This is a genomic window from Mesorhizobium sp. B1-1-6, from assembly GCF_006443035.1.
In the GTDB taxonomy this organism is placed as follows: Bacteria; Pseudomonadota; Alphaproteobacteria; order Rhizobiales; family Rhizobiaceae; genus Mesorhizobium.
Genome location: NZ_VFWR01000002.1, coordinates 170,208 through 192,292 on the forward strand (window position 1 = coordinate 170,208; position 22,085 = coordinate 192,292).

Here is a 22,085-nt window from a genome sequence, read left to right on the forward strand (position 1 = left end):
TCCCGTCAAGAAAAAATTCCTATCAGGAGGTCGCCGGCACCGCCGGACTGGCGTCCCTATGCCTCGTTAATCGGAGTTCGAAATCTTGGCCGGTTTCCTGGCCGGCGCAGTGTCCGGCATCGTCTACCGCGGTCGGGACGGCGTCGCTCCGGGCCAGCCTCTGACGCAAGCTGAGTTTCCAGCCGATTTGGCCTTGTAACCTGCCCGTTCAGCCGTTATCTAGTGCGCCGCGCCGGCAACGGCTGACCATGACCGCGGAGAGGTGGCAGAGTGGTCGAATGCACCGCACTCGAAATGCGGCATGGGTGCAAGCCCATCGGGGGTTCGAATCCCTCCCTCTCCGCCATTGATCTTCCATAACGTTTTGTTTTTGTTTTGGTTTTCGGGATAGGTCGAATTCGGCTCCCACTCCTGTTCCTACTTTACTGTCGCGTTGTACGCTGTTTTTTGCCATCAACCGCGACAGCCTGCCGCACCCTCAGGGCAGCAGTTAGCTTCGTTTCAATGCGCCTTGTTCAGACAGCACCGCTTCCGCCTGCTCGATGGTCTCGTACACGCCCCCCAGCGAGGGATCATCCTGCTGGCAAAGAAAGGTGGCGTAACCCGCAATCTGGCCTTCCAACCTGATCGGAACGATCCAGACAGGCCAAACGCCGTCCGCACCAGTCTCGACCTGCCGGTCGCAATACGCACGTCGCCACTCGCCATATTCCTCGGACGTAAGATCTGCACCGGCATCGATCTGCGCGACACGTCGTGATTTCCACGAGAGATTTAAGCCCTCAAGATCACCGTCGAACTGGTCGACCGCAGGAAAGGGGCAGAAGAAATAGCCGATCCTGCCCTGCGTCCGAAAAAGGAACGACCATCGTTCATCATTGTTGCGGGTGGCGGTCGCTCGGTTCCACGCGATACGCTCCAGCCTTTGCCGTTGAACGGTGTCCATTGACTTGCGGAACTCCCCTTCGGCTTGCCTCGTACGGCTAACCCTATTTCGCCGGAACCATCACTTCGCGCAGAAGCGTTTCCGCCTGCGCCAGCACGGTCTGCACAGCCTCCTGTTCGAGGTCAGGCGGGTAGCCGTATTTCTTCAAGATGCGCTTGACCAGCACGCGCATGCGGGCGCGGGCTGTCGCCTTGTGCTGCCAGTCGACGGTCGCTGACCCGCGCATCTGCTCGACAAGCTCATGGGCGATGACGCGCAATTGGGCACTGCCCATTGCTTCGACGGCACTCTCATTCTCGGCAAGGGCGTCATAGAAGGCCAATTCTTCCGGCGAAAGTCCATGTTCCTCCCCGCGTGCGGCGGATGCCTTGATGTCTTTCGCCAGCGCGATCAGTTCTTGGATCATTTCCACCGTCGAGATGGCGTTGGCATGGTAGCGGGAGACAGCCTCTTCCAGCCGTTGTGAAAAAGACCTTGCCTCCACCACGTTTGATCGCGACCGGCTTCTGATTTCGCCGTTGAGGAGCTTCTTCAGGGCCTCCAGCGCAAGGTTCTTCTTCTCCAATTTCTGGATATCGGCCAAGAACGCATCCGACAGGATCGAGATGTCCGGCGACTGGATGCCGGCCGCCTTCAGTATGTCCACGATCTCGGCATTGGCGACGGCTTGGTTCAACAATTGCTCCACAGCGAAGCTCTTGGCCCGGTCAGACATCTTGCCGGTGGCCGTGGTCTTGACCAGCGCAGCCCGGACGGCCTGAAAGAAGCCGACCTCGTCACGAATGGCTCGTGCCTTGTCGCTGGCCGACGCCAGTGCATACGCTTTGCTCAGTTCCAGCACGGCGTCAGAAAAGCGGCGGTGAGCCCTTTTCTTGTCGTCCGCGCTCGTGAGCTTGGCAGCCTCCTGCTGCTGCCATTTCAGTATCCAATCGATGGCATCCGCCAGCGCGACGAGCCGCTGCTGAGGCTGGCCACTAATCCCGAGGCTATAGTCGTGGCCATGAAACATGCCGCGCACGACCTCGTACTTCTCCATCAGGACGGCGACGGCTTCCTCCTCGTCGATGCCGGTCTTTTCCTGATCGGACTGGGTGTACTGGCCAAGCGCGTTCTTCAGGTTCTGGGCGATGCCGATGTAGTCCACGATCAGGCCGCCTGGCTTGTCCCTGAATACCCGGTTGACGCGCGCAATCGCCTGCATCAGGCCGTGGCCGCGCATCGGCTTGTCGATGTACATGGTGTGCATGCAGGGCGCGTCGAAGCCGGTCAGCCACATGTCGCGCACGATCACCAGCTTGAGCGGATCGTCGGGGTCGCGGGCTCGCTTGGCGAGGTCGTCGCGCCGCTTTTTGTTGCCGATATGCGGCTGCCATTCCAGCGGGTCGGATGCCGAACCGGTCATGACGATCTTGATCGCGCCCTTGTCGTCATCGTCGGAGTGCCACTCGGGCCGCAGCGCGACGATCTGCTTGTAGAGGTCGACGCAGATGCGGCGGCTCATGCAGACGGCCATCGCCTTGCCGTTCATGCCGGCGATGCGGGACTCAAGATGTGCGACCAGATCGGCGGCGATCTGCGACAGCCGCTTTTCGGCACCGACGAGCCGTTCGACGGTCGTCCATTTGGCCTTCTGCTTTTCCTGCTCCGATAGCTCGTCGTCTTCTAGGATGGCCTCGATTTCGGCGTCGATGCGCGGTTTCTCATCCTCGTCGAGTTCGATGCGCGCCAATCGGCTCTCATAGAAGATCGGAACGGTCGCCCCATCCTCCACCGCCCGGCTGATGTCATAAACGTCGATGTACTCGCCGAAGATCGCGGGCGTGTTCACGTCATCGGCCTCAATCGGAGTGCCGGTGAAGCCGATGAAGGAGGCGTTGGGCATCGCTTGCCGGATGTAGTGCGCGTAGCCGTAGCGGCGTTTGCCCGTCGCCTTGTCGAGCTTGGCATCGAAGCCATACTGGCTGCGATGCGCCTCATCGGCGATCACGATGACGTTGCGCCGGTCGGTCAGCATTGGAAAACTCTCCTCCCCGGCGTCGGGAGAGAATTTCTGCACCGTGGTGAAGATCACGCCGCCAGACGAGCGATTGAGGAGGCGGCGCAGTTCGTCCCGGCTGTCAGCCTGCTCCGGCTTCTGGCGGATCAGGTCGCGGCACAGGCTGAAGGTGCCGAACAACTGATCGTCGAGGTCGTTGCGGTCGGTCAGCACCACCAGCGTAGGGTTCTGCAACTCCTTCGACCGCACGATGAGGCCGCCGAAGAAGGCCATCAGCAGGCTCTTGCCGGAACCTTGCGTATGCCAAATCACGCCGATCTTGCGATCACCGCCGGGACGAGCCGCTTCAACGGTGCTGGCGAGCGCCTTGGTCGCGCCGTGGAACTGATGGTATCCGGCGATGATCTTGAAGGGCCCCTCGCCCCTGTCGCCAAAGACGATGAAGTCACGCAGCAGGGACAAGAACCGCTGGCGGTCGAACACGCCGCGCAACAAAGTTGCCATCTCGCGCGGGCCATGCGGCGTGAAATCGCCATCCGCGCCCGTGACCGTGCGCCAGGGCATGAAGCGCTCCTCGTCGGCGGTCAGCGAGCCGATACGGGCCAGCACGCCGTCTGAGGCGAGCAGCACCGCGTTGGTGCGGAAAAGTGACGGCACCTGCGCCTTGTAGGTCTGAAGCTGGTTGAAGGCAGCGCTGATGTCCGCTGTCTCGTCTCCTGCGTTCTTCAACTCGATGATGACAAGCGGCAGGCCGTTAACGAACGCGACAATGTCGGGCCGGCGCTTGTGGCGGCCCTCAACCACGGTGAACTGGTTCGTCACCAGCCAGTCGTTGTTGTCCACATTGTCGAAATCGATCAGCCAGACCTTGTCGCCCTTGATTTCCCCGTCGGCCACAACGAACTCGACATCGACGCCTTCGGTGAGAAGGCGATGGATGCGTCGGTTTTCCTCGACCAGCGATGGCGTGACCGTCACGAAAAGCTGCTTGATGGCGGACGCACGCGGCTCGGCCGGGATGTTGGGGTTCAGGCGTTCGACCGCAGCCGTCAACCGCGATGTCAGGATGGTGTCGGAGTAAGCCTCACGCTCCGGCGCGGAGCCGTCGGGCGCGATCACGGCAGCAGGTGCGTAGACGTAGCCAAGCTCCTCGAAAATGGCGATGGCAGCATCCTCGACGATATCCTCGCGGAAGCCGGACCGGGAGTAGTCGGCCTCGATCTGCTCGTAAACGATGTCTTTGCCCCCCGGCCCCATCACGGCGGGCTCCGGCCGGCAAGCGCGTCCAGGATGCGATCCACTTCCCCAATGGTTTCGGGCACGAACCTGAGTGCGTCCCCTCGGTGGAGACGGTCGAATGTCTTGAGCGCGCTGTGCCGCCCGTAACGCCGGTTGCCGCTCCCATTGTCGGTCGAGTATGTTTCGCTGCCAGGGCGCTTTTCTGGTCGGAGCCCGCTTAACCTTGATAGGTCCACGCCATCCGCCTCACACCAAATCTGAAGCTTACTGTCAGGCTTGACGATGATGGCGACCTCCATCGGATCAGCGCCGGTTCTTGGCAGCAGGTACCGACGGGCGTGAACATTCTGATGGCCGGAGCCGTGAATCGCAGCGTCGCAATCAAGGCGGTCTTGGCAGTATTTCTGCAGCGCTGATTGGGGGGCCATCACTGGGCCGCCTCAAGCCGTCTTTCGGCCTCGCGGAGGCGAATTTCGCCTGACATCAGCTTTGGCAGCAGCAAGTCACGAGTGGCCACGAGAATACGGTTCTGGTCGCTATTTGACGACGACAGCTCTCGCATCGGCATGATGAAGTTCTCGAATGAGCGTTGCACCTCCGGCGAGGGAACTGCGAGGGCAAGTGCACCAAGTGATGCGGGACTTAGTTCAGTCTGCCCCGTTGAACCCTGTCCCATTCCTGCAATCACGTCTTCACTGGCCTCTAGAAACAGCGATACAAGGGCAGGTGAGATTTTTGTGCCGTCCACCCTGCAAATCGTTACATGGCTGTCGGCCGTGGCAGGCCCTGGCAATTGTCGCACGGTGGCAACGCGACCAAGCGTGCCAACTCCCGTGGAGTTTACCAGCACGTCACCCAATTGAAGCAGCCGGTCTTTTGGCACTGGCCTGTCAGCTCCGTGCTGACGAGCGAAGCTGAGGTCGACACTTCTATCGCGTATGCATCGCTGGTTAACAACCGGGATACCTTCGTCTGCGTACTTTGGTGCCAGACCACGCTTTAACATGGCAGTCACCGACGATATTTGGGCCAATCGCCATCCCTTCGGAAGCCCATTTTCATCCATGAGCGTTGGAAAAAGATCTGCCAGTTGTCGCGCCACGTTGGGATCGACGACCAGGCCACCCATGATGACGATGGGATCGGTCGCGCCCTCGATCTTCCGGCGTGTCGGGCCGAAATCCACAAACCAATCGCAGAAGATGGCCTGCGCCATCGCCTCCAGCGTTTCGTTTATGCGGCGGTTCAGTTCGATCTTGTCGTCAAGATCGTCGAGCATGGTTGCCATTTGAGTTTGCAGTTCAAACGGCGGCGTAGGAACGGCAATCCGTTTGATGATGCCCTCATTCAGGTTCGGCATTGTTGCGCCGATGGCCTGCGCCCGTATCCATGCAACCGCTTCTGGTGACGAAAGGAAATGAGAGAGGAAGGCTGGAAGGAGCGAGGATTGTTTTCCTCGGACCCGAAGCCGGATAGCTCCGGTCCCGCATATGGCGCCGGCATCCTCTTCACGAACGATGGCCGTCTGGCCGGTAGCTTGTGCTCCCCGTCTCGCGAACAGGATGTCACCTAGAACGAGCTTATGCTTCGAAAGGCGGTCTGCCGTCGCACGAGCCACTCTCGGCAAAGCATCAGGCACGATCCGTCGGTCTTTAATAGCTTCCGTCGGAACAACAGCCACACCGTCCTCGACATAGTCGTATGAATGCAGTTGTGAGCCAAACGGGCCGGTTTGCAACTCGACAATACCTTCACGGCAAAAATCTCCAATGAGCTTTTGTGGGTAGCTCATAACAACATTCCCAATGACTGCTCGATTCGCTCTTCCAGCGCTCGCCCTTCTACGAACTGTTCCTGTAGTCGCTCCCGCAGTTCCGCGAACTTCTCGGCGAACGATATGCCGTCATCTTCGATGTCACCCGCGCCGACATAGCGTCCGGGCGTCAGAATGTGTCCGTGCTCGCGGACCTCAGCCAGCGTGGCGGATTTGCAGAAGCCAGACTGGTCGACATACTCGGCCCAGCCTTTCGCCGCCCGTGTCTCTGGCTTGGCTCGCCAGCGATGGTAGCCCCCTGCGATTTTGTCGATATCCTCGGCGCTGAACTCACGGCGCACGCGATCCACCATGAAGCCCAACTTTCGGGCGTCGATGAACAGGATTTCGCCGCGCCGGTCACGGTGCCCATTGGCGCTCTTGTCGCGCGCCAGTATCCACAGGCAGGCTGGGATTTGCGTTGAGAAGAACAACTGCCCCGGCAGGGCGACCATGCAATCCACCACGTCCGCCTCGACCATCGCCTTTCGGATGTCGCCTTCGCCGGACTGCTGCGACGACATCGAGCCGTTGGCCAGCACCACGCCGCCCGTGCCACGCGGGGCGAGATGGTGCAGGATGTGCTGGAGCCAGGCGAAATTGGCGTTGCCCTTGGGCGGGGCGCCATATTTCCAGCGGGCATCGCCCGCCAGCCGCTCCCCACCCCAATCCGAGATGTTGAACGGCGGATTGGCGAGGATGAAATCGGCCTTCAGGTCGGGCAGTTCGTCGCGGTGGAAGCTGCCCTCGTTGTTCCAGCGGATATCGGCATCAATCCCCTGCACCGCGAGGTTCATCTTGGCCAGTCGCCACGTCGTGTGGTTGATCTCCTGTCCATAGACGGCGATGTCATGCTGCCGCCCGCCATGCTCTTCGATGAACTTTTCCGACTGCACGAACATGCCGCCGGAGCCACAGCACGGATCGTAGACGCGGCCCTTGTAGGGTTCGAGCATTTCGACCAGCGTGCGCACGACAGAACGGGGCGTGAAGAACTCGCCGCCGCGCTTTCCTTCCGAGCTGGCGAAGCCCGACAGGAAATACTCGTAGACCCGCCCAAGCAGGTCTTTCGCCTTGTCGGTGCCGTCATGCATGCCGATGTTGGAAAACAGGTCGATCAGTTCGCCAAGCATCGTCTTGTTCAGCGTCGGGCGGGCGTAGTTTTTCGGAAGGACGCCCTTTAGCCCTTCATTCGACGGGGCCTTCTCGATGGCCTCCATCGCCTCGTCGATCAGCTTGCCGATTTCAGGTCGTTTGGCACTGCCTTGCAGGAATGGCCAGCGGGCCTCCTTCGGCACCCAGAACACGCTTTCAGCCAGATATTCCTCGGGGTCTTCCGGATCGGCGTATTCGTCCGCCGCGAGCTTCGCCCGCTGCGCCTCGAAGGCGTCGGAAATATACTTGAGGAAGATCAGACCAAGCGCAACGTGCTTGTATTCTGACGGCTCCAGATTGCCACGCAGCTTGTCCGCCGCCTTGAATAGCTCCGCCGTGAATGCCAGATCGCCGTTGCCGTTGTTGCCAGCCATGTGGCCCCTCCCTGAAGCACTCGTCCGATACCTACCGACGGACATGTGCAATCGCAACCAGTCTGACGGACATTAGTTTCCCAAGTCCTGCTGGTCCTCCTATTGATGAACGGTCACAACCTGTGCCTTCAGAAGGGAAGCCATCAATGAACGGCTCAACCCCAGCGATGCTGGTTCAACGGACAAGCCTCTTCCCGCGCGTTTTTCGCCAACGAAAGCTATTCCATCCAGGAAAGCGCCCGGCGCAGCGCTAGTCTGCCGTCTTGGGAAGTCGTCAAGAGCCGCCCAGGCCACCGCGCTCTTCATAGTTCCTGTGTTCCTCGCCTGACTGAATCCAACATTGCGACGGCCTCCTCGGCGCTAACAAATAAACCCCTTCTGGGGTTTTCGCTTGACGAACCGCCATTAAAAACCCTAATTGGGGTTCAATGACGGGCGAATCGACATATCGGCGAAAGGAGATGGAACTAGCGGCTTGGAACGCGATGAGCTACCGAGCCAATGAGCCGGACGCGCAGATGCCGCCCCGTGTGTTCCTCAATCGGATAAAGCGGCTTCTTGACCTTGACGACGATGTAACCGCCCCGATCTTCCCAGTGAGCGCTGCGGTCGGCAGGGGCAAGTCAGCCGAATACACCCAGTTCAGCGTTTTCCTCATGGTCCTTGGGCTGTATTTCATCGATTCCGGTTTGACCCAAGGCGATGCGATTTACATCCTGCATAACCTAGAGGCGACGCTTCGGGAGCACTACGAGAAAGCCCTCGAAAAGTCAGTTTTGGCGGAAGATGGGAACGACGACACACCGGTGTTCTTCCTGCTTAGGAAAGCCGAGTTGCGCGAGTGCTGGTCGGACCTTGAAGATGGTCCTCTCTTTCTCAATCCGCGCTTTTGCTACGGGCTAAACGAGTTAGATGATGCAATGCGCGAGCTGGGCCGCAATGATCCGACGCGATTGGTTATCCAGATTTCCGACCTAGCCGTGATGGTTCGGCGCTATCTCAGCCGCAACAAGATCGTCGACATGGTCAAGCAAGCTTCGGAGCGGGAATTGAAGAAAAAAGGAAACGCCGCCAAGCCCGAAGGCTGACGGCGTTTTCAAGATCACCGGCGAAGTTGACGCTTCGCCAGAAAGTTCACCCCGCGTCGTCCACGGCGCACAGAAGAAAGGAGAGACAGCATGATCTGGCAAATCATCCGGAGATTACCGATAGCCGCCTAACGGCGGACTAGGCCACGCTGCCCCCTTCCATAAGGGGTAAAAGAGATAGCGTCGGAGCGTCCATAGCTTCGGCGCTTTCGTGCGTTCATATAGCAATCGCGGTCGATTCCGTCTATAGGGGATGGGAAGCTAACTCTCGCTGAAGCCATAAGAACTAACAGGCTGGAAGCTTCATCCGCCAGCAAGAAACCGCTGGTGCCGGCCCCGTCGATGAGCCGAATTTTGTCGGCCGCTTCAAAAGTCATCAAACACGAATGCGTCTCGCCCGCCGTCGCCCACCCTGCCATGGTGGCGAAGTCCACGTCGAGCCGCGATTAGCTTCGCATCATCGAGCGCAGGATCGCCTGAAGATGTTCTTCCAGATCAAGTTCGCCGCGAGCCTCGACGGCGAGCAAATATTGACCAAGATCGTTGCGGCTAGTCCAGTTGGTCTGACGGTACCATGATGCCTATGGACGAAAACATCTCAGTCTCTTTGACAGTCCCGTACACATGCACGACGTAGAACATGTCGGCGGGCGACCGAGACTTGAACATGTTGAACGTTTGAAAACCCTGTTGCTCAGTGTGCGGATAGGCCGAACCGACGAGGCGCTTTACATACTCAGCCACTAACTTCCCGCGTGCGAAATTGCCGACCACAGAACACATCTTAACGGAAGCCCCCAGATAGATGCCTTCGGACAGCGACACGACCACGGGATTGCCCGCCAGCGACGAAGCGACCCATCCCGCTATGACCTTCGTATTCGGGTCCGACGCACCACCAAATCGCTGCAGGTCGTCCACTGAAAGCTTCTTTTTCGCTTCGGTTTCCAATAATTCCGACGTGCGAGCGAAATTCGATCTTGTTTGAAAACAAAACCCGTCGAAGGCTAGAACAAGATCACGAGCAAGGTCGGTTTCTTCAGCCGCTGCCGCGTGGCTTACATCTGTCAGTGCCATGGTTGCAATCAGAGCGACCGAGGAGATTAGCTTCTTCATCCACACCTTGCCCTACTTCTCCAGCACATCCGCAGCATCAAACGAGCCACGAAGGCCGCGCTCGTTGGCATGGAACATGCCACGTTACAAGACAGAACAATTTGAATGTCAAAATGCCGCGCCGTACGATGGCCGCTCCTGGCTGCGGGTTAAGCGCATCGCTGGCCGAAAGCGCCGAAAATCACATCGAGCGCCGGAACATGGGGCCCCCCAACGCCACCCCACCCCGGCCGCCGACAAACCCCGGCGGGCCGGTTACTGGGGCGCTTCACAACTCGTCCCTCGGATAGAGCCGCGCAATCTCAGCCGGTGTCAGATCGTCGAGTGCGACGAGCGCCGGGCCGTCGTGACGAAACACCATCAGCGACCGCTTGCCGTCGACCGTGCCTTTAAAGTCTGCATGGGTGCGTCGCCAAGCAGCCTTGAGGCCCTCGTCGCGCTCGATGATGTGCGGGGTTATCCCGGCAGCGTGCAGAGCCACGAAGCTCCCTTCCTGGACGTGAACTGGGATGGTCGCCATCGCCACCAAGTCCCGCTCCGTCACCGCCGTGCCGAGCGCTTTTGCCACCGCCTCAGCATCCTTACCGAAAGCCTCCAGAAAATCACCGCGGCGCTGCAAAATCACGTTCATCCTGTGTTTCGTCGCTCAACGTTCGAACCGGCGCGCTAAGCTTCACGGTCCGCGATAACCTGTAGATGGGTTGGCAATGGCTTGGCCGGCCGACCGACGCGGCGTTTCTTTGGCAGTTCGGATTTAGGCTGGGCTGAGTTCACGACGTCGCCCAAAGGTTCGTCGGCGGTCTTAAGCAGTGCGTCAATCTGCCGTTCTAGCAACCCCGCAAGCTCCGGTTTTCGGGACCGCAACTCTGCGAGGCGTGCATCGATACCGGCGCCATCGTTGCCACGCTTGGCGAGCGTGGCCGAGGCGGCCAGCGCAGCCTTCTTGGCCGCCTTCTTGGCGTCAATTGGGTCGATGCCTTGGGAAAGCTGGACGCGTACCTTGTCAGCGGCAAGGCGGGCGGCCTTGAGGCCCACCGAGACGGTCGAGCCCTTGCCAGTGAAAGAGCCCAAGCCCAGCTCACGCTGCTTGCCATTGGCGGCGCGATAAATGAAAAGCCATGACTTCGCGCCGGTCGGCGAGACGAGCAGCCAGAGATTGCGGCCGTCGCCGTAACGGCCAGGAGCCGGGCTACTGGCCTTGAGCGCCGAAGCGAGACGGGCGGCGCGGTCTTTGGAAAAAACCGTCTGGTTCCCAAGTTTCATGACATCAATTGCCTCCTCGTTAGAACAATTCTGTAAACGCGTTAAAGGGCCTTTACAAGCGGGTCGCCGGCCTCGTATACAGAACGCACGTTAACACGTTTACAGAGGCGACAATGACCGTTTACGCCTACACCCGTGTCTCTACCGCCAGACAGGCGAGCGAGGGCGAAAGCCTCGATGTGCAGCAGCGCCAGATTAGCGGCTATGCACTCATGCACGGGCTCACAGTCGACGAAACCGTCATCGAGGAAGGTGTGTCGGGGTCGGTCCCAGTTTCGGACCGCCCGGCAGGCGCGACACTCTTCGCCAAGCTGAAGGCCGGAGACGTTGTGATTGCCGCGAAGCTTGATCGCCTGTTCCGCTCGGCGCTCGACGCACTGCAAGTCGTCGACGACCTCCGCAGCAAAGGAGTTAAGCTGCATCTGATCGACCTTGGCGGCGACATCGCCGGCAACGGCTTGTCGAAGCTGTTCTTCACCATCGCCAGCGCATTTGCGGAAGCCGAACGGGACCGCATCCGCGAACGCATCAGCCAGGTCAAGGCGGACCAGCGCGAGCGCGGCCGGTTCCTTGGCGGAGCGCGGCCATTTGGCTATCAGATCGCCGCCGACGGCGAGTTGGTCGAGGACGCAACCGAGCAAAGGACCATCGCCAAGATGCGCGCCCTGCGCGACGACGGCCTCTCCCTCCGCGCCATCGCCGAAGCCTTGGCCGAAGATGGAATTTCGCTTTCGCACGTGGCGGTTAAGAAGGTGCTGGAACGCAGCAGCGGCGGCGAGACAACTGCGCCGGAACAGACGGTCACAGCAGCGCAAGCGCCTCTCGGAAGTCGCTGGTAAGCCCTAACTCGCGGCGCTGCCGAGTACCGCCGCTCTTGACCTTGACGCTCAACGGGGGAACCCGGATTGCCTTGTTCAATAGGTGTTGCAGGTCACGCTGTTTCCAAAACGGTTGCACGTTGTCGTGGCGGGGGTCGTTCTTACCACCACGGGCGGCTGAGGCCCTCTAAATGGGAAACTGGGCATGCGTCCGTCTGATGGACCACACTGGTACGTCATTCGGTACCATGTGACCGGGCCGGGGATCACGTCAGCGATCAAGCCGCCCGCGTTGCTGGAACTGTCCAAAACCTGATACGGCCCTTTGCAAGTTGCAGCCGCTTGTTTCAGGCAGACGTTTGGCGAGCCGTTGCATTTGGCTTCTTGCATGACTTTGCCGCTTGGGCCTTGGATTGCCTCGCCCGATGAAACACACCCAGCAATTGCCAAAGAGGCTGCTAGCGCCAACAATGAAGTGGCAAATCTCATCTGCATGGCCGACAGCCCCCGTCTCACCGCGTTTTTCACAATAGGCAAGATTCGGGAAACGACCGCAAGACTTCCGCCAGATAATGGTTACTGCGCAGCGTCCTATCGTCTGCTTACTGTAGCGTCCCCTCGTCGTCGCGCTTCGGAGCAAACTTTGCCGTCCACTCCTCTAGGGTCATTTGCTTGACTTCACCGGGTTCGCGCATCGGGCGGCGGGGCATCGAGGCGACTTCGGCTCTATCGATGATCAGCCCGAGCAGCTTCGCTTTGCCCATAACAGCGGTCACGCCAGCGGCAGGGTTCTTCGTTGCCAGCGCGAGCTTGAACATAAGGTTAAGGTCTGCAACCAGATCGTCGACCGTAATCTCTGACCGCTTTGCGGCCTCAGCTCGCAACTCGTCGACTCGAGCCGCCACCTTAGGATTTCTTAGAAGCTGGGAGGCGCTGGCCTCGGCCGCATTGGCGCGCGCCGAGTAGCCAGCCTCCTTATAGGCGCGAGATTGGGAAAGGCCTTCGGCGAGGCCAAGGCAGAAACGCTCCTGCCGTATATTCAACCTGTCCTTCGGCATTGTGGTGCCATAATACCGCAACGGCAAAGATCGCGCTATAGCGGCCTAGTAACCGTGGTAGGCCTTGTCGTCCTGAGATGGTCCGTTTTCTTGCCCTGCTTGCCCCGCCTGACCCGCCACGCTGACCGACGGCGGGGATGGCGGGGATGGCGGGACTGAAATGCCAGCTTTCTCAGGAGGACGTATCGTCCAGGTCACCACACCGTCCTTGTTGCGACCCTCGTCATTCTCGATATGCCAACCGGCCTTTCGCATAACTGGCGCTTGGCGTTTGAGATGAACCGTGGTCAATCTTGCATTGGCGGGCCAGCCTTTCGGCAGCTTCTCGGGTTTCGTTACCACTTCCAGCAGAAGGGCTGCCGTGCCCTCGAACTCCTTTCCAAGAACTGCAACCGCCATGATGAACGGATCGGCTGTCAGGGTATCTGCTGCCAGTGACCCCTGCTTGGAAAGGTAGCGATCCAAACCACGAGTGCCCAACAAGCGATCCACAGCCGCAAGGATATCGGCGAAGTCAGCCATACGGGGTTTTCGGTCCAGACGGACAGAGGGAAGGATACGTTTCACACCCGCTGTCAGATCGAGGAGCGCGCCCAGAAGGCGAGGATGCACCGCATCCCACTTCGGCCACAAGTCGGTCTCGTTGAGCCGCTCATCGTCGGGTATGACCCTAAGATCGATAGACAGCAGCCGGTCCGCCAGATCGCCGCGAATCGCTCCAAGGTCGATGCCGTTTAGGATCACGCATCGCCTAAAGGCGAACACGTACAGCCCGCCATCGGTGTAGAGCCTGCGCCTCACGTCTCCATCGCCGGTTACAGCACGGCAAAGCGCGTCGGACAGCCAATCAGGCACGACTGACAGGTTATCAAGCCCGACCACCCATGAGCCGGACGCTGCAGTCACCCACGCCTCGACGTCGCGAGGCGGTTTGCGCAGCGGCACGGGTGATGGATCGATCAGTCTGGTGAGGACGCCCGAAAAGCTGCTTTTGCCCGCCCCCTGCTCTCCACCAAGCGAAAGGATCGGGTGCGGTATGTCGAAATACAGCGCCGCGACTAGCCACGCCGCCACAAGCGGTTTGTCTTCATCCGGGACATTTAGCCAATCCCAGAGTTCATCGAGCGAGCCGCCCCTCACCGGCTCCGGTAGCGCAGCTGTCACCTCGGTACGCTTGAACAGCACTGGCACATGGTCTTCGACGGACCAGCCGTCGCTGGTGACGACAACTGCCCGCCCGGTTCCATCGCCGAGGTCGAGCCATTGCGCCTCAGCGCATCGGGCAACCCGAATGTGCAGGACCTGCGGCTCATTTTCCTGTGCGATGCCTTCTAGCACGAGCAGCGCATCGGCCAACGCCTGCTGGGGAGCGGCGCGCCGGGTCCTCCGGAAATACTCACGGGACAGTTGGCTACGCAACGACATCTTTCCGCCGCGCAACATCTGCACCACCTTGGCACCGGAGCGCGGAACCCCGAAAGGCTCACCCTCGACGCTTATGCCGAGGTCGTACAGTTCCTCCGCGATCTTCACCAAAACGGTCGCCGCCGATGCTTTCGGCTCTTCGCGTTCTGCATTTCGGCCAGCACTCTCGGTATCAGGCTCCGCGTCAGGCTGCCTCACCTCTTCCGCCTCGGCCAGGATTGCCGCAAGATCACCATATTCCACCCCTTCAGGAAGGGCGTCGGCCAAGTCCCACCCCACAGGCAAGCCTTCCATCAGCTTGACCAAGCGAACCGATGCCGCTCCCGACTGGCGAAGCATCTCGGCCGCGTCACCAGCAAAGGCCGCGCCGGGAGCGTCGGCGTCGGGCCAGATAGTCACGCTGCGGTTGGCGAGCGGGCTCCAGTCGGCCTTCTTCGCGGACTTCGATCCGTTTGGCGGAGATACGGCTACATGGTCGGGGAAGAGTTTGTTCGCGGCCTCGGCCTTCTTCTCGCCTTCCGTGACGATGACCGGCGCGTTGGGTCGCCCAGCGAGGCGATCAAGCCCATAGAGGGGTCTAGGCTCCGGGAAGCCTTTGCATCGCCACTCGCGCCTGCCCTGTCTCTGGCAGTAGGTGAACGGTCTGAACTCCTTCGTCGGCTTCGCACCATTTACAGGGCGGTCGTAACGCGCGATTTGGCCGAGCAACCTCCCCTCGGCGTCGCGGTAGGCCCAGCTCACGGTAAGGGACGCGCCTTCCGGTCCCAAGCGTTCAATCAGGGCATTTGTGAGGTTCGGCGCGTTGGCCGGGACAGGGAGCATGGGTGCCCACTCGGCCTCAGATATGGGATCAAGTTTTCGACGTGCGAGCTCATCGCCCAAGGGTGCGAAGGGGTCATCGCTCATAGCGTTATGTCCCGTGGGCAACGCCAAGCATAGCGGCTATGCGTTTCGCCGCTTCCGATTGGCTGAGCTTGTGGAGATATGCCGCCAGCGCAACGACATCGCCGCCGGCATCTCCGGTGGCGAAGTCGGCCCAACGGCCCGTGGTAAGGTTGATCCGGAACGAGCCTACGCTGCGATCATTGCGGGTGGGGTTTCGCACGACATACTCGCGACCCTCAATGCGGCCACCGGGAACCCATCGGTCCAGCAGTGAAGGCAACACCGGGAGCGCGGCGCTATTGATGGCGACAAAATCGATGACGGCGCGCTTGCTCATTGCAGGCGCTCTAAAATCGCTTCACGGGCCGCCTCGATGCGGCCAGCGGACAGCAGGAAGTCGAGCAGGACCAGAAAGGCTTCGCTTTCCGCATAGAGCTTGTCCACATCGCGCTCGCGCAAATCGAGCAACGCCTGATATGTCTCAAGCCGCTTTTGCAGAAGCGTTTGATCTGGATCTGGTGCGCGCATGGCTCGGTTCTCCTTGGAAGGAGGCCGGCTTCTTGACGCGGCATCTAGCTGGACTTACGTTCCGGCTCGCCTAAGCCTGAAAACTGAAATCCGAGCCCGCCGGTAGCGACAAGTGCCGGCGGGTCTCAGGCTGCTTCGTTGCTGCGGTCAATCTCAGCGCGTGGAAGACTGTCGTGCAGGTGCTCTATGCTAGCGACCGAAATCAGGGTGCGGCGGCCAAGCTTGCGGACCTCCAGCTGACCAGCCTTGATCAGTTTGTAGATTTTGTCGTGCGAGGCCGGGATTGCCGCCTTCGCCTCTTTCACCGTCAGGAAGCGACGTTCCATATGACCGTCTCCAGATCAAAAATGACGGTCAATGATGACGACGAGGCAGCACGGAGTAACTAAACCTAATTTGCGTAATTATGTTCACCGGCGTCATCATGTTCACTGGCGTCCAGATCGCCTGACCAACGGTTCCGGTCGGTACTCCTTCCAGCATCGGTAGACGTACTCGCGCGATTTGCCATAAAGCTGCAGGGCCTCCTCGACGCCGGCTTCCACACCTCTGCCATCAAGCACGGCAGTCTCCACGATCCCAGCGATCTGCGCTCTGGTGTAGGTATTTTCCGGGCGACCTGCGCCGCGACGGCTGATTTCCGCGATGAAATACGTATGCGCAAGCGGGTGCCCACTGTTGGGAACGAAAAGCGCGGCTACCCCTTGAATGATGTCCCTCGGCGGATTTTTCGAGCGCAGAACCTCGGCCAGAGCCCATCGGCACTCATATTCGAGGAAGCTACCGCGTTCCGGGAAGCGATGTTGAGGAAGCCCCTCAGCCCCTTCTTCAAGCCAGCCTGTAAGGAGCAGCCGAGCCTTCTGCTCGCGGGATTTTAGGAAGTGGTGCCGGTAGGCATTCTCTTCAGCTTGCTTAATCGCTGCGATCTTGACCTCAATGGCCTCGAAACGGAGGATGTCACCCTTTGCGCGCGCTTGATCCCGACGCGCAACCAGCGCGGCAAAGGTCGTCGACTTGCCTTTCAGGGGCGGTTTCTTGCCCATGGACGTGTACCTTAACGCGCACCTCGGAGGACGCAGGAAGGCCAGCGGTGCAGGCCCGCGTTTCGGATCGCCGTCCTATCCTTGCGCGCTCATTCTGCCGTCGCCCTGCGCCGTCCGGCAAGCCGTATCACCTTACCCTTGGCGCCGTCGCTGGCAAGGAAGCTGGCCCACGCTTCCATCAGCTTACGGCGACGCTCCAGTGCGGTCCCGCGCCGGTAAGCCTGTTCGGCCTTGTCGCCGATGACATGCGCCAAGGCCGCCTCGGCCACCTCGCGCGGGAAATTTGTGCGGTCTCCCGCCCAGTCGCGGAAGGCACTGCGAAAGCCGTGGATGGTCGTCTGGTCCTTGACCCTCCAACGCCGCAGCAGCATTTCCATCGCAGCCGCCGAAACCGGGCGGCCCTTGCGCTGCCCGGGAAAGACATGGGGATTATCGTCGCGGCGCAGCTCGGCCAGTTCCTTCAATATCTCGAGGGCGCGTGGTGACAACGGCACCTCATGCTTGCGGAAAGCCTTCATGCGCTCTGCAGGGACAGTCCAGAGCTTCTTGTCGAGGTCCACCTCCGACCATTTCGCGCCGACCGTCTCCCCTGACCGAGTGGCTGTCAACAACGCAAATTCCAACGCCTTCGCATCCATGCCGCTGGCAGCTCGCAGCCGCTTCGCGAACGCCGGCGCGTCGTCGTAAGGCATCGCACGGTGATGGCCGCGCACCAGTTTCCTCGGCTTCGGCAACAGCGCGTCGAGGTGGCCGCGCCAAAATGCTGGGTTCTCGCCCTGACGCCAGCCCCTAACCTTGCAAAAGCTCAACACGCGCTCGATGCGGCCCCTGAGCCGCGAGGCCGTTTCCGGTCTGGTTTGCCAGATCGGTTTCAGGACGGCCAGTACGTCCTCAGTAGTGATCACGGAGACGTTGAGCTTGCGCAGGTTCTTGCAATAGTCGCCAGCCTGTTGACGCTTTCCCTTTGCTTCGCCGGGGCCAAGGAGTGTCGTCCGCCACTGCGCCCTATGCTTTTCGTTACGCCAGCCGGCTTCGCGGTCGGCGAGGAACAGCTCGATGGCTTCGCCGAAGGTCGGCTCGGCTTCCGTGCGGCTTTCGGCCAGCGGATCACGACCGGCGCTCAGCACTTCTCGGCATTTGCCGGCCTTGCCGCGCGCCGTCGCTAACGACACCAAACCGTTCCCATTGCCGTAGGGACCAAGGCCCATCTCGCGGCGTCTGCCGTCGCGGGTCCACATGAAAGTCCAAGACTTGCCCCCGGTAGGGCCGATCAGCAGATAGAGCCCACCGCCATCGGAGAGGCGGCCCGGCTTTGTGGCAGCCTTGATGGCAAAATCGCTCAGCTTATTGAGAGTGCGCGCCAAAGTTCGCTCCTACTTTCACTCCTACTTTTAAAGTAGGAAGATAGCGAATATTGGCTGACAACGAAAGATCGTCAGGTAGCGAAAAAGCCCAGGTTTCCTAGGTTTTCATACGACGACTGACAGTGACAGAATGGAATACGGCGGACTCCCTCTCCGCCATCCTGCTTCGCTCTTCGAGCTTCGCAGGAGCGGTTCAGTCAGCGGAGCGAAGCAGGGCGGGTTCGAATTTCTGCTTTGTAGGTCCGGAGAGATGGGTAACAGTTTACCCGCTGTAGCCTGGGCGTGACGCGCCAACCGGTTCAGCTCAATTCGGGTGATGTCCCGCGATTGCGCCCAGAAAAATCTCCCCGAACTCCCTAAGCTTTGCCGCTCCCACGCCATTCACCTCGGCGAACGCGTCGAGGTCGCGCGGGCGGCGTTCGGCCATGTCGATCAGCGTGCGGTCGGAGAACACGACATAGGCCGGCACCTGCCGCTCCTTGGCCAGCCGCAGCCGCAGCGCCTTGAGCGCGCCCAGCAGCGATGCATCCACACCCTCGGCGCTGGCGGCGGAGCCTTCCCCGGACCGCTTCCTGCCGCGCGCGAGAGGGTCCCGCATCTCGACGCGATAATGGAACGCAACCTCGCCGCGCCCGAGGGCGCGGCCGCTTTCGGAAATGGCGAGGCCGCCATGGCCGTCCGGATCCGGCACAAGGAATCCGCCGGCGACCAGTTGCCGGATAAGTGACAGCCAGACCGTTTTCCTGTGCGCCGCGCCGGCCCGGAAACTGGTCAGCGCTTGATGGCCTCTCGCCAGTACTTTCTCCGTCTCGTGGCCGAGCAGTATGTCGATGACATGGGCGGCGCCGAAGCGCTCGCCGGTCTGCGCGACTGCCGTCAGGATGATCCGCGCTTCCGCTCCGCCATCGGCGCGCGGCACCTGGTCGAGGCAATTGTCGCAATTGCCGCAGGGCGCTGCCTGTTCGCCGAAATAGCCGAGCAGGATCTGGCGGCGGCACTGTACCGCCTCGCAGTAGCCGATCAACGTATCGAGCCGGCGATGCCCGCGTCTCTTGTGTTCAGGTGATGATTCTTCGTCGTCGATGAACAGGCGCCGCATGCGGATATCGCCGAGCCCGTAGAGCATATGCGCCTCGGCTGCCCGCCCGTCGCGGCCGGCGCGGCCGATCTCCTGATAGTAGGCTTCGAGGCTGCCCGGCAGGTCGGTGTGGAAGACATAGGCGACGTCGGGCTTGTCGATGCCCATGCCGAAGGCGATGGTCGCCACCATGACGACGCCGGAGAGCGTCATGAAGGCGTTCTGATTCGCCTCACGCGCCTCCTTGCTCATCCCGGCGTGATAGGCGAGCGCGGTCACGCCGTTCTTCTCGAGGAAAGCCGCCATCTCCTCGGTCTTCTTGCGCGACAGGCAGTAGACGATGCCGCTTTTGCCCGCGTGACGCTCGACGAAGCGCAGCAACTGGCGCTTGCTGTCCTGCTTGGCCTCGAGGGCAAGCTTGATGTTCGGCCGGTCGAAACCCAGCACCACGGTTTCGGCGCGCCCGGCGAACAGACGCGCTTCGATATCGATGCGGGTAGCCTCGTCCGCCGTCGCCGTCAGCGCGATGATCGGCACTTGCGGGAAAATGGAGCGCAGCCGCGACAGATCCTCATATTCGCGCCGGAACGCCGGACCCCATTGCGAGATGCAATGCGCCTCGTCGATGGCGATCAGGCTGACGTCGAGCCTGGCCAGCGCGTCGAGCATCCGCTCCGTCATCAGCCGCTCCGGCGCGAGGTAGAGCAGGCGCGTCTGGCCGGAGGCGACACGGCGCCATGCCGCGACATTGGCCTCGCGCTCGATCGAGGAGTTGATCGTATCGGCTGCCACGCCGGCAAGGCGCAACGCCGCGACCTGATCCTGCATCAGCGCAACCAGCGGTGAGACGACGATGGCAAGGCCGCCCAGGACCAGCGCCGGAACCTGGTAGCAGAGCGATTTGCCCGCACCCGTCGGCATGACGGCCAGCACATGGCGTCCGCCCAGCAGCGCGTCCATGATTTCGGCCTGGCCGGGACGAAAATCGTCGAAGCCGAACACGTCCTTCAACACGCGTTGCTTGGGGTCTGGTGCATCCGGCGGAACGCTCGCCGTCGATATTGGCATCTCGCAATGGTCCCCGTTTGGCTGAGGCAACGTTCTTAAAGCGAAGATCGCCGGAACGCTATCCGCGGATGCGCGGGGTGGCATGTCCACCGGCCCCAATTCGTGCCTTCCCTTCCGACATCAGCACCCCTGCTGGATTCTCTCACGTGCTGCGATGTAAGCTTGCCCGGGACGACCAGGGAGAGAGCGATGCTGCAGACCAGACAGGATGCTCTCGGCGAACGCTTCAAGCAGCAGCGCGCCGCCTTCGAGGCGCAGCCCTTTCCGGGCCTCGATGTCCGCAAGGATCGCCTCGCCCGGCTGCTGGCGCTCACGGAGAGGCATGAGGCCGACATCTGCGCGGCAATCGACACCGACTTTGGCGGCCGCTCGGCTCATGAGACCCGCCTTGCCGAGCTGTTCGTGGTGCGGGCCGGCATACGCCACGCACTGTCCCACCTGAAAGGCTGGATGCGGGAACGGCGCGTCGCCACCACCTTGCCGTTCCTGCCGGGCAGGAACCGGCTCGTCGCGCAGCCGCTCGGTGTCGTCGGCATCGTATCGCCCTGGAATTACCCTTTCCAGCTCGCCGTCGCGCCGGTCACCGCGGCGCTCGCCGCCGGCAATCGCGTGCTGGTCAAACCCTCCGAATTGACGCCCGCCTTTTCAGCGCTGCTGGCGCGCCTGGCCGCCGAGCATTTCGCACCGGACGAACTCGGCGTCATCACCGGCGACGCGGAGGTCGGCAAGGCTTTCGTGTCGATGCCTTTCGATCACCTGCTGTTCACCGGTTCGACGGCCGTCGGCCGCCAGGTCGCACTGGCCGCCGCGGCCAACCTGACCCCGGTTACGTTGGAACTCGGCGGCAAGTCGCCGGCGATCTTCGACCCCTCATGCGACCTCGATGCGGCGGCGGCCAGCGTCGCCTATGGCAAGCTCCTCAATGCCGGGCAGACCTGCATCGCGCCGGACTACCTGCTGGTGCCCAAGGGACAGTCAGGCATCGTGGCAGAGAAACTCGCGGCGGCTATGGCGAAGCTCTACCCCAGCCTGCGCGACAATCCGGACTATACCGCCATCGTCAGCGACCGACATTATCAGCGCCTGCGGGCCATGATCGCGGAAGCCCGCGACGCCGGCGCCGATGTCACCGAAATCAACCCGGCCGGCGAGGCGTTCGGCGCCACAGGCCGCAAATTGCCGCCGACCCTGGTCAGGAACGCCGATCCCGACCTGCGGCTGATGCGCGAGGAGATTTTCGGGCCGGTGCTGCCGATCCTCGAATATGCCGGGATCGACGACGCCATCGCCCATGTCAACCGGGCCGACCGGCCGCTGGCGCTCTACTGGTTCGGGCGAGACGGCGGCAACCGGCAACGCATCCTGCACGAGACCATCGCCGGCGGCGTCACCATCAACGATTGCATGCTGCATCTGGTGCAGGAGAACCAACCCTTCGGCGGCGTCGGCGCCAGCGGCATGGGCGCCTATCACGGGGAATGGGGCTTTCGCACCTTCAGCAAGGAGAAGCCGGTTTTCCTGCAGTCGCGCTTGAGCGCGGGAAGCCTTCTGCGTCCGTCCTACGGCAAGACCTTCGAACGGCTTTTCGGCCTGCTCAGGCACATGACTTGAACGACGTGCACCGCCCGCCGCCGGCAACGCGATCACATGCCGGCGCGATCACATGGCGTCCGCGCGTTAAGCCTATCTTCACCATGATTCGGCAGGCTCCATTTCCTGCGGCCACGTTTCGAGTACCGCGGCGCGCAAGCGCCCAGGCAACAGACCCGCGCCTCTCCGGAGGCGCGGGTTTTTCATTTGGAAACAGCGCGTCAAAATGAGCATCCAT

18 protein-coding genes and 1 tRNA gene are annotated in these 22,085 nt (G+C 61.2%); 4 read left to right on the forward strand and 15 right to left on the reverse strand.

The features are described from left to right. The first annotated feature begins 256 nt into the window (after window positions 1-256). Window positions 257-346 (forward strand) — tRNA-Ser (locus tag FJ979_RS04455). Between the two features lie 144 nt (window positions 347-490). Here FJ979_RS04455 and FJ979_RS04460 read toward each other — a convergent pair. The 4 genes from FJ979_RS04460 to FJ979_RS04475 all read right to left on the reverse strand — a co-directional run bounded on the left by FJ979_RS04460 (window position 491) and on the right by FJ979_RS04475 (window position 7,523). After that, window positions 491-946, reverse strand: a complete 456-nt coding sequence (locus FJ979_RS04460; protein WP_140580123.1) for a hypothetical protein — start codon at window positions 944-946, stop codon at window positions 491-493. A 43-nt stretch (window positions 947-989) separates the two neighbouring features. Further along, the gene (locus FJ979_RS04465) at window positions 990-4,199 is read right to left on the reverse strand and encodes a type I restriction endonuclease subunit R (protein WP_140580314.1); all 3,210 of its coding nucleotides are present in this window, start codon (window positions 4,197-4,199) and stop codon (window positions 990-992) included. Window positions 4,200-4,608: 409 nt separating this feature from the next. Continuing rightward, window positions 4,609-5,973, reverse strand: coding sequence for a restriction endonuclease subunit S (locus FJ979_RS04470; protein WP_140580124.1), 1,365 nt, complete (start codon window positions 5,971-5,973; stop codon window positions 4,609-4,611). Next, window positions 5,970-7,523: a class I SAM-dependent DNA methyltransferase gene (locus FJ979_RS04475; protein ID WP_140580125.1), complete on the reverse strand. Its 1,554-nt coding sequence runs from the start codon at window positions 7,521-7,523 to the stop codon at window positions 5,970-5,972. Before FJ979_RS04475 ends, FJ979_RS04470 begins: the two co-directional genes overlap by 4 nt. 485 nt (window positions 7,524-8,008) lie before the next feature. Here FJ979_RS04475 and FJ979_RS04480 point away from each other — a divergent pair, with 485 nt between their 5' ends. Next, on the forward strand, window positions 8,009-8,611 hold the full coding sequence (locus FJ979_RS04480; RefSeq protein ID WP_210241462.1) for a hypothetical protein: 603 nt from the start codon (window positions 8,009-8,011) through the stop codon (window positions 8,609-8,611). 549 nt (window positions 8,612-9,160) lie between these two features. On the opposite strand, the gene FJ979_RS04485 is transcribed toward FJ979_RS04480, so the two are convergent. The 3 genes from FJ979_RS04485 to FJ979_RS04495 all read right to left on the reverse strand — a co-directional run bounded on the left by FJ979_RS04485 (window position 9,161) and on the right by FJ979_RS04495 (window position 10,990). After that, window positions 9,161-9,727 carry a hypothetical protein gene (locus FJ979_RS04485; RefSeq protein ID WP_140580127.1) on the reverse strand — a complete coding sequence of 189 codons (567 nt, stop codon included), beginning with the start codon at window positions 9,725-9,727 and terminating at the stop codon, window positions 9,161-9,163. A 268-nt stretch (window positions 9,728-9,995) separates the two neighbouring features. After that, entirely contained in the window at window positions 9,996-10,358 is a 363-nt protein-coding gene (locus tag FJ979_RS04490; RefSeq protein ID WP_140580128.1) for a hypothetical protein, read from the reverse strand. Window positions 10,359-10,393: 35 nt separating this feature from the next. Further along, window positions 10,394-10,990: an Arm DNA-binding domain-containing protein gene (locus FJ979_RS04495; RefSeq protein WP_140580129.1), complete on the reverse strand. Its 597-nt coding sequence runs from the start codon at window positions 10,988-10,990 to the stop codon at window positions 10,394-10,396. Window positions 10,991-11,103: 113 nt separating this feature from the next. Between FJ979_RS04495 and FJ979_RS04500 the strand changes: the two genes are divergently transcribed. Beyond that, entirely contained in the window at window positions 11,104-11,829 is a 726-nt protein-coding gene (locus tag FJ979_RS04500; RefSeq protein ID WP_140580130.1) for a recombinase family protein, read from the forward strand. 581 nt (window positions 11,830-12,410) lie between these two features. Here FJ979_RS04500 and FJ979_RS04510 read toward each other — a convergent pair. From FJ979_RS04510 to recQ, 8 genes are all read right to left on the reverse strand, one after another. Continuing rightward, window positions 12,411-12,866, reverse strand: coding sequence for a terminase small subunit (locus FJ979_RS04510; protein ID WP_140580131.1), 456 nt, complete (start codon window positions 12,864-12,866; stop codon window positions 12,411-12,413). Between the two features lie 45 nt (window positions 12,867-12,911). Further along, complete coding sequence (locus FJ979_RS04515) at window positions 12,912-15,197, reverse strand: hypothetical protein (protein WP_140580132.1); 2,286 nt, start codon at window positions 15,195-15,197, stop codon at window positions 12,912-12,914. A gap of 4 nt (window positions 15,198-15,201) precedes the next feature. Further along, window positions 15,202-15,513, reverse strand: a complete 312-nt coding sequence (locus tag FJ979_RS04520) for a hypothetical protein (RefSeq protein ID WP_140580133.1) — start codon at window positions 15,511-15,513, stop codon at window positions 15,202-15,204. Continuing rightward, window positions 15,510-15,704, reverse strand: a complete 195-nt coding sequence (locus tag FJ979_RS04525; protein ID WP_140580134.1) for a hypothetical protein — start codon at window positions 15,702-15,704, stop codon at window positions 15,510-15,512. The genes FJ979_RS04520 and FJ979_RS04525 overlap by 4 nt, the downstream gene beginning before the upstream one ends. A gap of 125 nt (window positions 15,705-15,829) precedes the next feature. Then, a complete protein-coding gene (locus tag FJ979_RS04530; RefSeq protein ID WP_140580135.1) occupies window positions 15,830-16,030 on the reverse strand; it encodes a helix-turn-helix domain-containing protein in 201 nt (66 codons plus the stop codon). Between the two features lie 102 nt (window positions 16,031-16,132). After that, window positions 16,133-16,747, reverse strand: a complete 615-nt coding sequence (locus FJ979_RS04535) for a hypothetical protein (RefSeq protein WP_140580136.1) — start codon at window positions 16,745-16,747, stop codon at window positions 16,133-16,135. A gap of 89 nt (window positions 16,748-16,836) precedes the next feature. Continuing rightward, window positions 16,837-18,111 carry a site-specific integrase gene (locus FJ979_RS04540; RefSeq protein ID WP_140580137.1) on the reverse strand — a complete coding sequence of 425 codons (1,275 nt, stop codon included), beginning with the start codon at window positions 18,109-18,111 and terminating at the stop codon, window positions 16,837-16,839. 304 nt (window positions 18,112-18,415) lie between these two features. Further along, window positions 18,416-20,257, reverse strand: a complete 1,842-nt coding sequence (gene recQ / locus FJ979_RS04545) for a DNA helicase RecQ (protein ID WP_140580138.1) — start codon at window positions 20,255-20,257, stop codon at window positions 18,416-18,418. A gap of 189 nt (window positions 20,258-20,446) precedes the next feature. Between recQ and FJ979_RS04550 the strand changes: the two genes are divergently transcribed. Next, the gene (locus FJ979_RS04550; protein WP_140580139.1) at window positions 20,447-21,868 is read left to right on the forward strand and encodes a coniferyl aldehyde dehydrogenase; all 1,422 of its coding nucleotides are present in this window, start codon (window positions 20,447-20,449) and stop codon (window positions 21,866-21,868) included. Window positions 21,869-22,085 lie beyond the last annotated feature (217 nt).

Excerpts from the sequence above, each read along its gene's own strand:
- FJ979_RS04460 (WP_140580123.1), bottom strand. The coding sequence starts at position 946 with ATGGACACCGTTCAACGGCAAAGGCTGGAGCGTATCGCGTGGAACCGA.
- FJ979_RS04465 (WP_140580314.1), bottom strand. The coding sequence starts at position 4,199 with ATGGGGCCGGGGGGCAAAGACATCGTTTACGAGCAGATCGAGGCCGAC.
- FJ979_RS04470 (WP_140580124.1), bottom strand. The coding sequence starts at position 5,973 with ATGAGCTACCCACAAAAGCTCATTGGAGATTTTTGCCGTGAAGGTATT.
- FJ979_RS04475 (WP_140580125.1), bottom strand. The coding sequence starts at position 7,523 with ATGGCTGGCAACAACGGCAACGGCGATCTGGCATTCACGGCGGAGCTA.
- FJ979_RS04480 (WP_210241462.1), top strand. The coding sequence starts at position 8,009 with ATGAGCTACCGAGCCAATGAGCCGGACGCGCAGATGCCGCCCCGTGTG.
- FJ979_RS04485 (WP_140580127.1), bottom strand. The coding sequence starts at position 9,727 with ATGAAGAAGCTAATCTCCTCGGTCGCTCTGATTGCAACCATGGCACTG.
- FJ979_RS04490 (WP_140580128.1), bottom strand. The coding sequence starts at position 10,358 with ATGAACGTGATTTTGCAGCGCCGCGGTGATTTTCTGGAGGCTTTCGGT.
- FJ979_RS04495 (WP_140580129.1), bottom strand. The coding sequence starts at position 10,990 with ATGAAACTTGGGAACCAGACGGTTTTTTCCAAAGACCGCGCCGCCCGT.
- FJ979_RS04500 (WP_140580130.1), top strand. The coding sequence starts at position 11,104 with ATGACCGTTTACGCCTACACCCGTGTCTCTACCGCCAGACAGGCGAGC.
- FJ979_RS04510 (WP_140580131.1), bottom strand. The coding sequence starts at position 12,866 with ATGCCGAAGGACAGGTTGAATATACGGCAGGAGCGTTTCTGCCTTGGC.
- FJ979_RS04515 (WP_140580132.1), bottom strand. The coding sequence starts at position 15,197 with ATGAGCGATGACCCCTTCGCACCCTTGGGCGATGAGCTCGCACGTCGA.
- FJ979_RS04520 (WP_140580133.1), bottom strand. The coding sequence starts at position 15,513 with ATGAGCAAGCGCGCCGTCATCGATTTTGTCGCCATCAATAGCGCCGCG.
- FJ979_RS04525 (WP_140580134.1), bottom strand. The coding sequence starts at position 15,704 with ATGCGCGCACCAGATCCAGATCAAACGCTTCTGCAAAAGCGGCTTGAG.
- FJ979_RS04530 (WP_140580135.1), bottom strand. The coding sequence starts at position 16,030 with ATGGAACGTCGCTTCCTGACGGTGAAAGAGGCGAAGGCGGCAATCCCG.
- FJ979_RS04535 (WP_140580136.1), bottom strand. The coding sequence starts at position 16,747 with ATGGGCAAGAAACCGCCCCTGAAAGGCAAGTCGACGACCTTTGCCGCG.
- recQ (WP_140580138.1), bottom strand. The coding sequence starts at position 20,257 with ATGCCAATATCGACGGCGAGCGTTCCGCCGGATGCACCAGACCCCAAG.
- FJ979_RS04550 (WP_140580139.1), top strand. The coding sequence starts at position 20,447 with ATGCTGCAGACCAGACAGGATGCTCTCGGCGAACGCTTCAAGCAGCAG.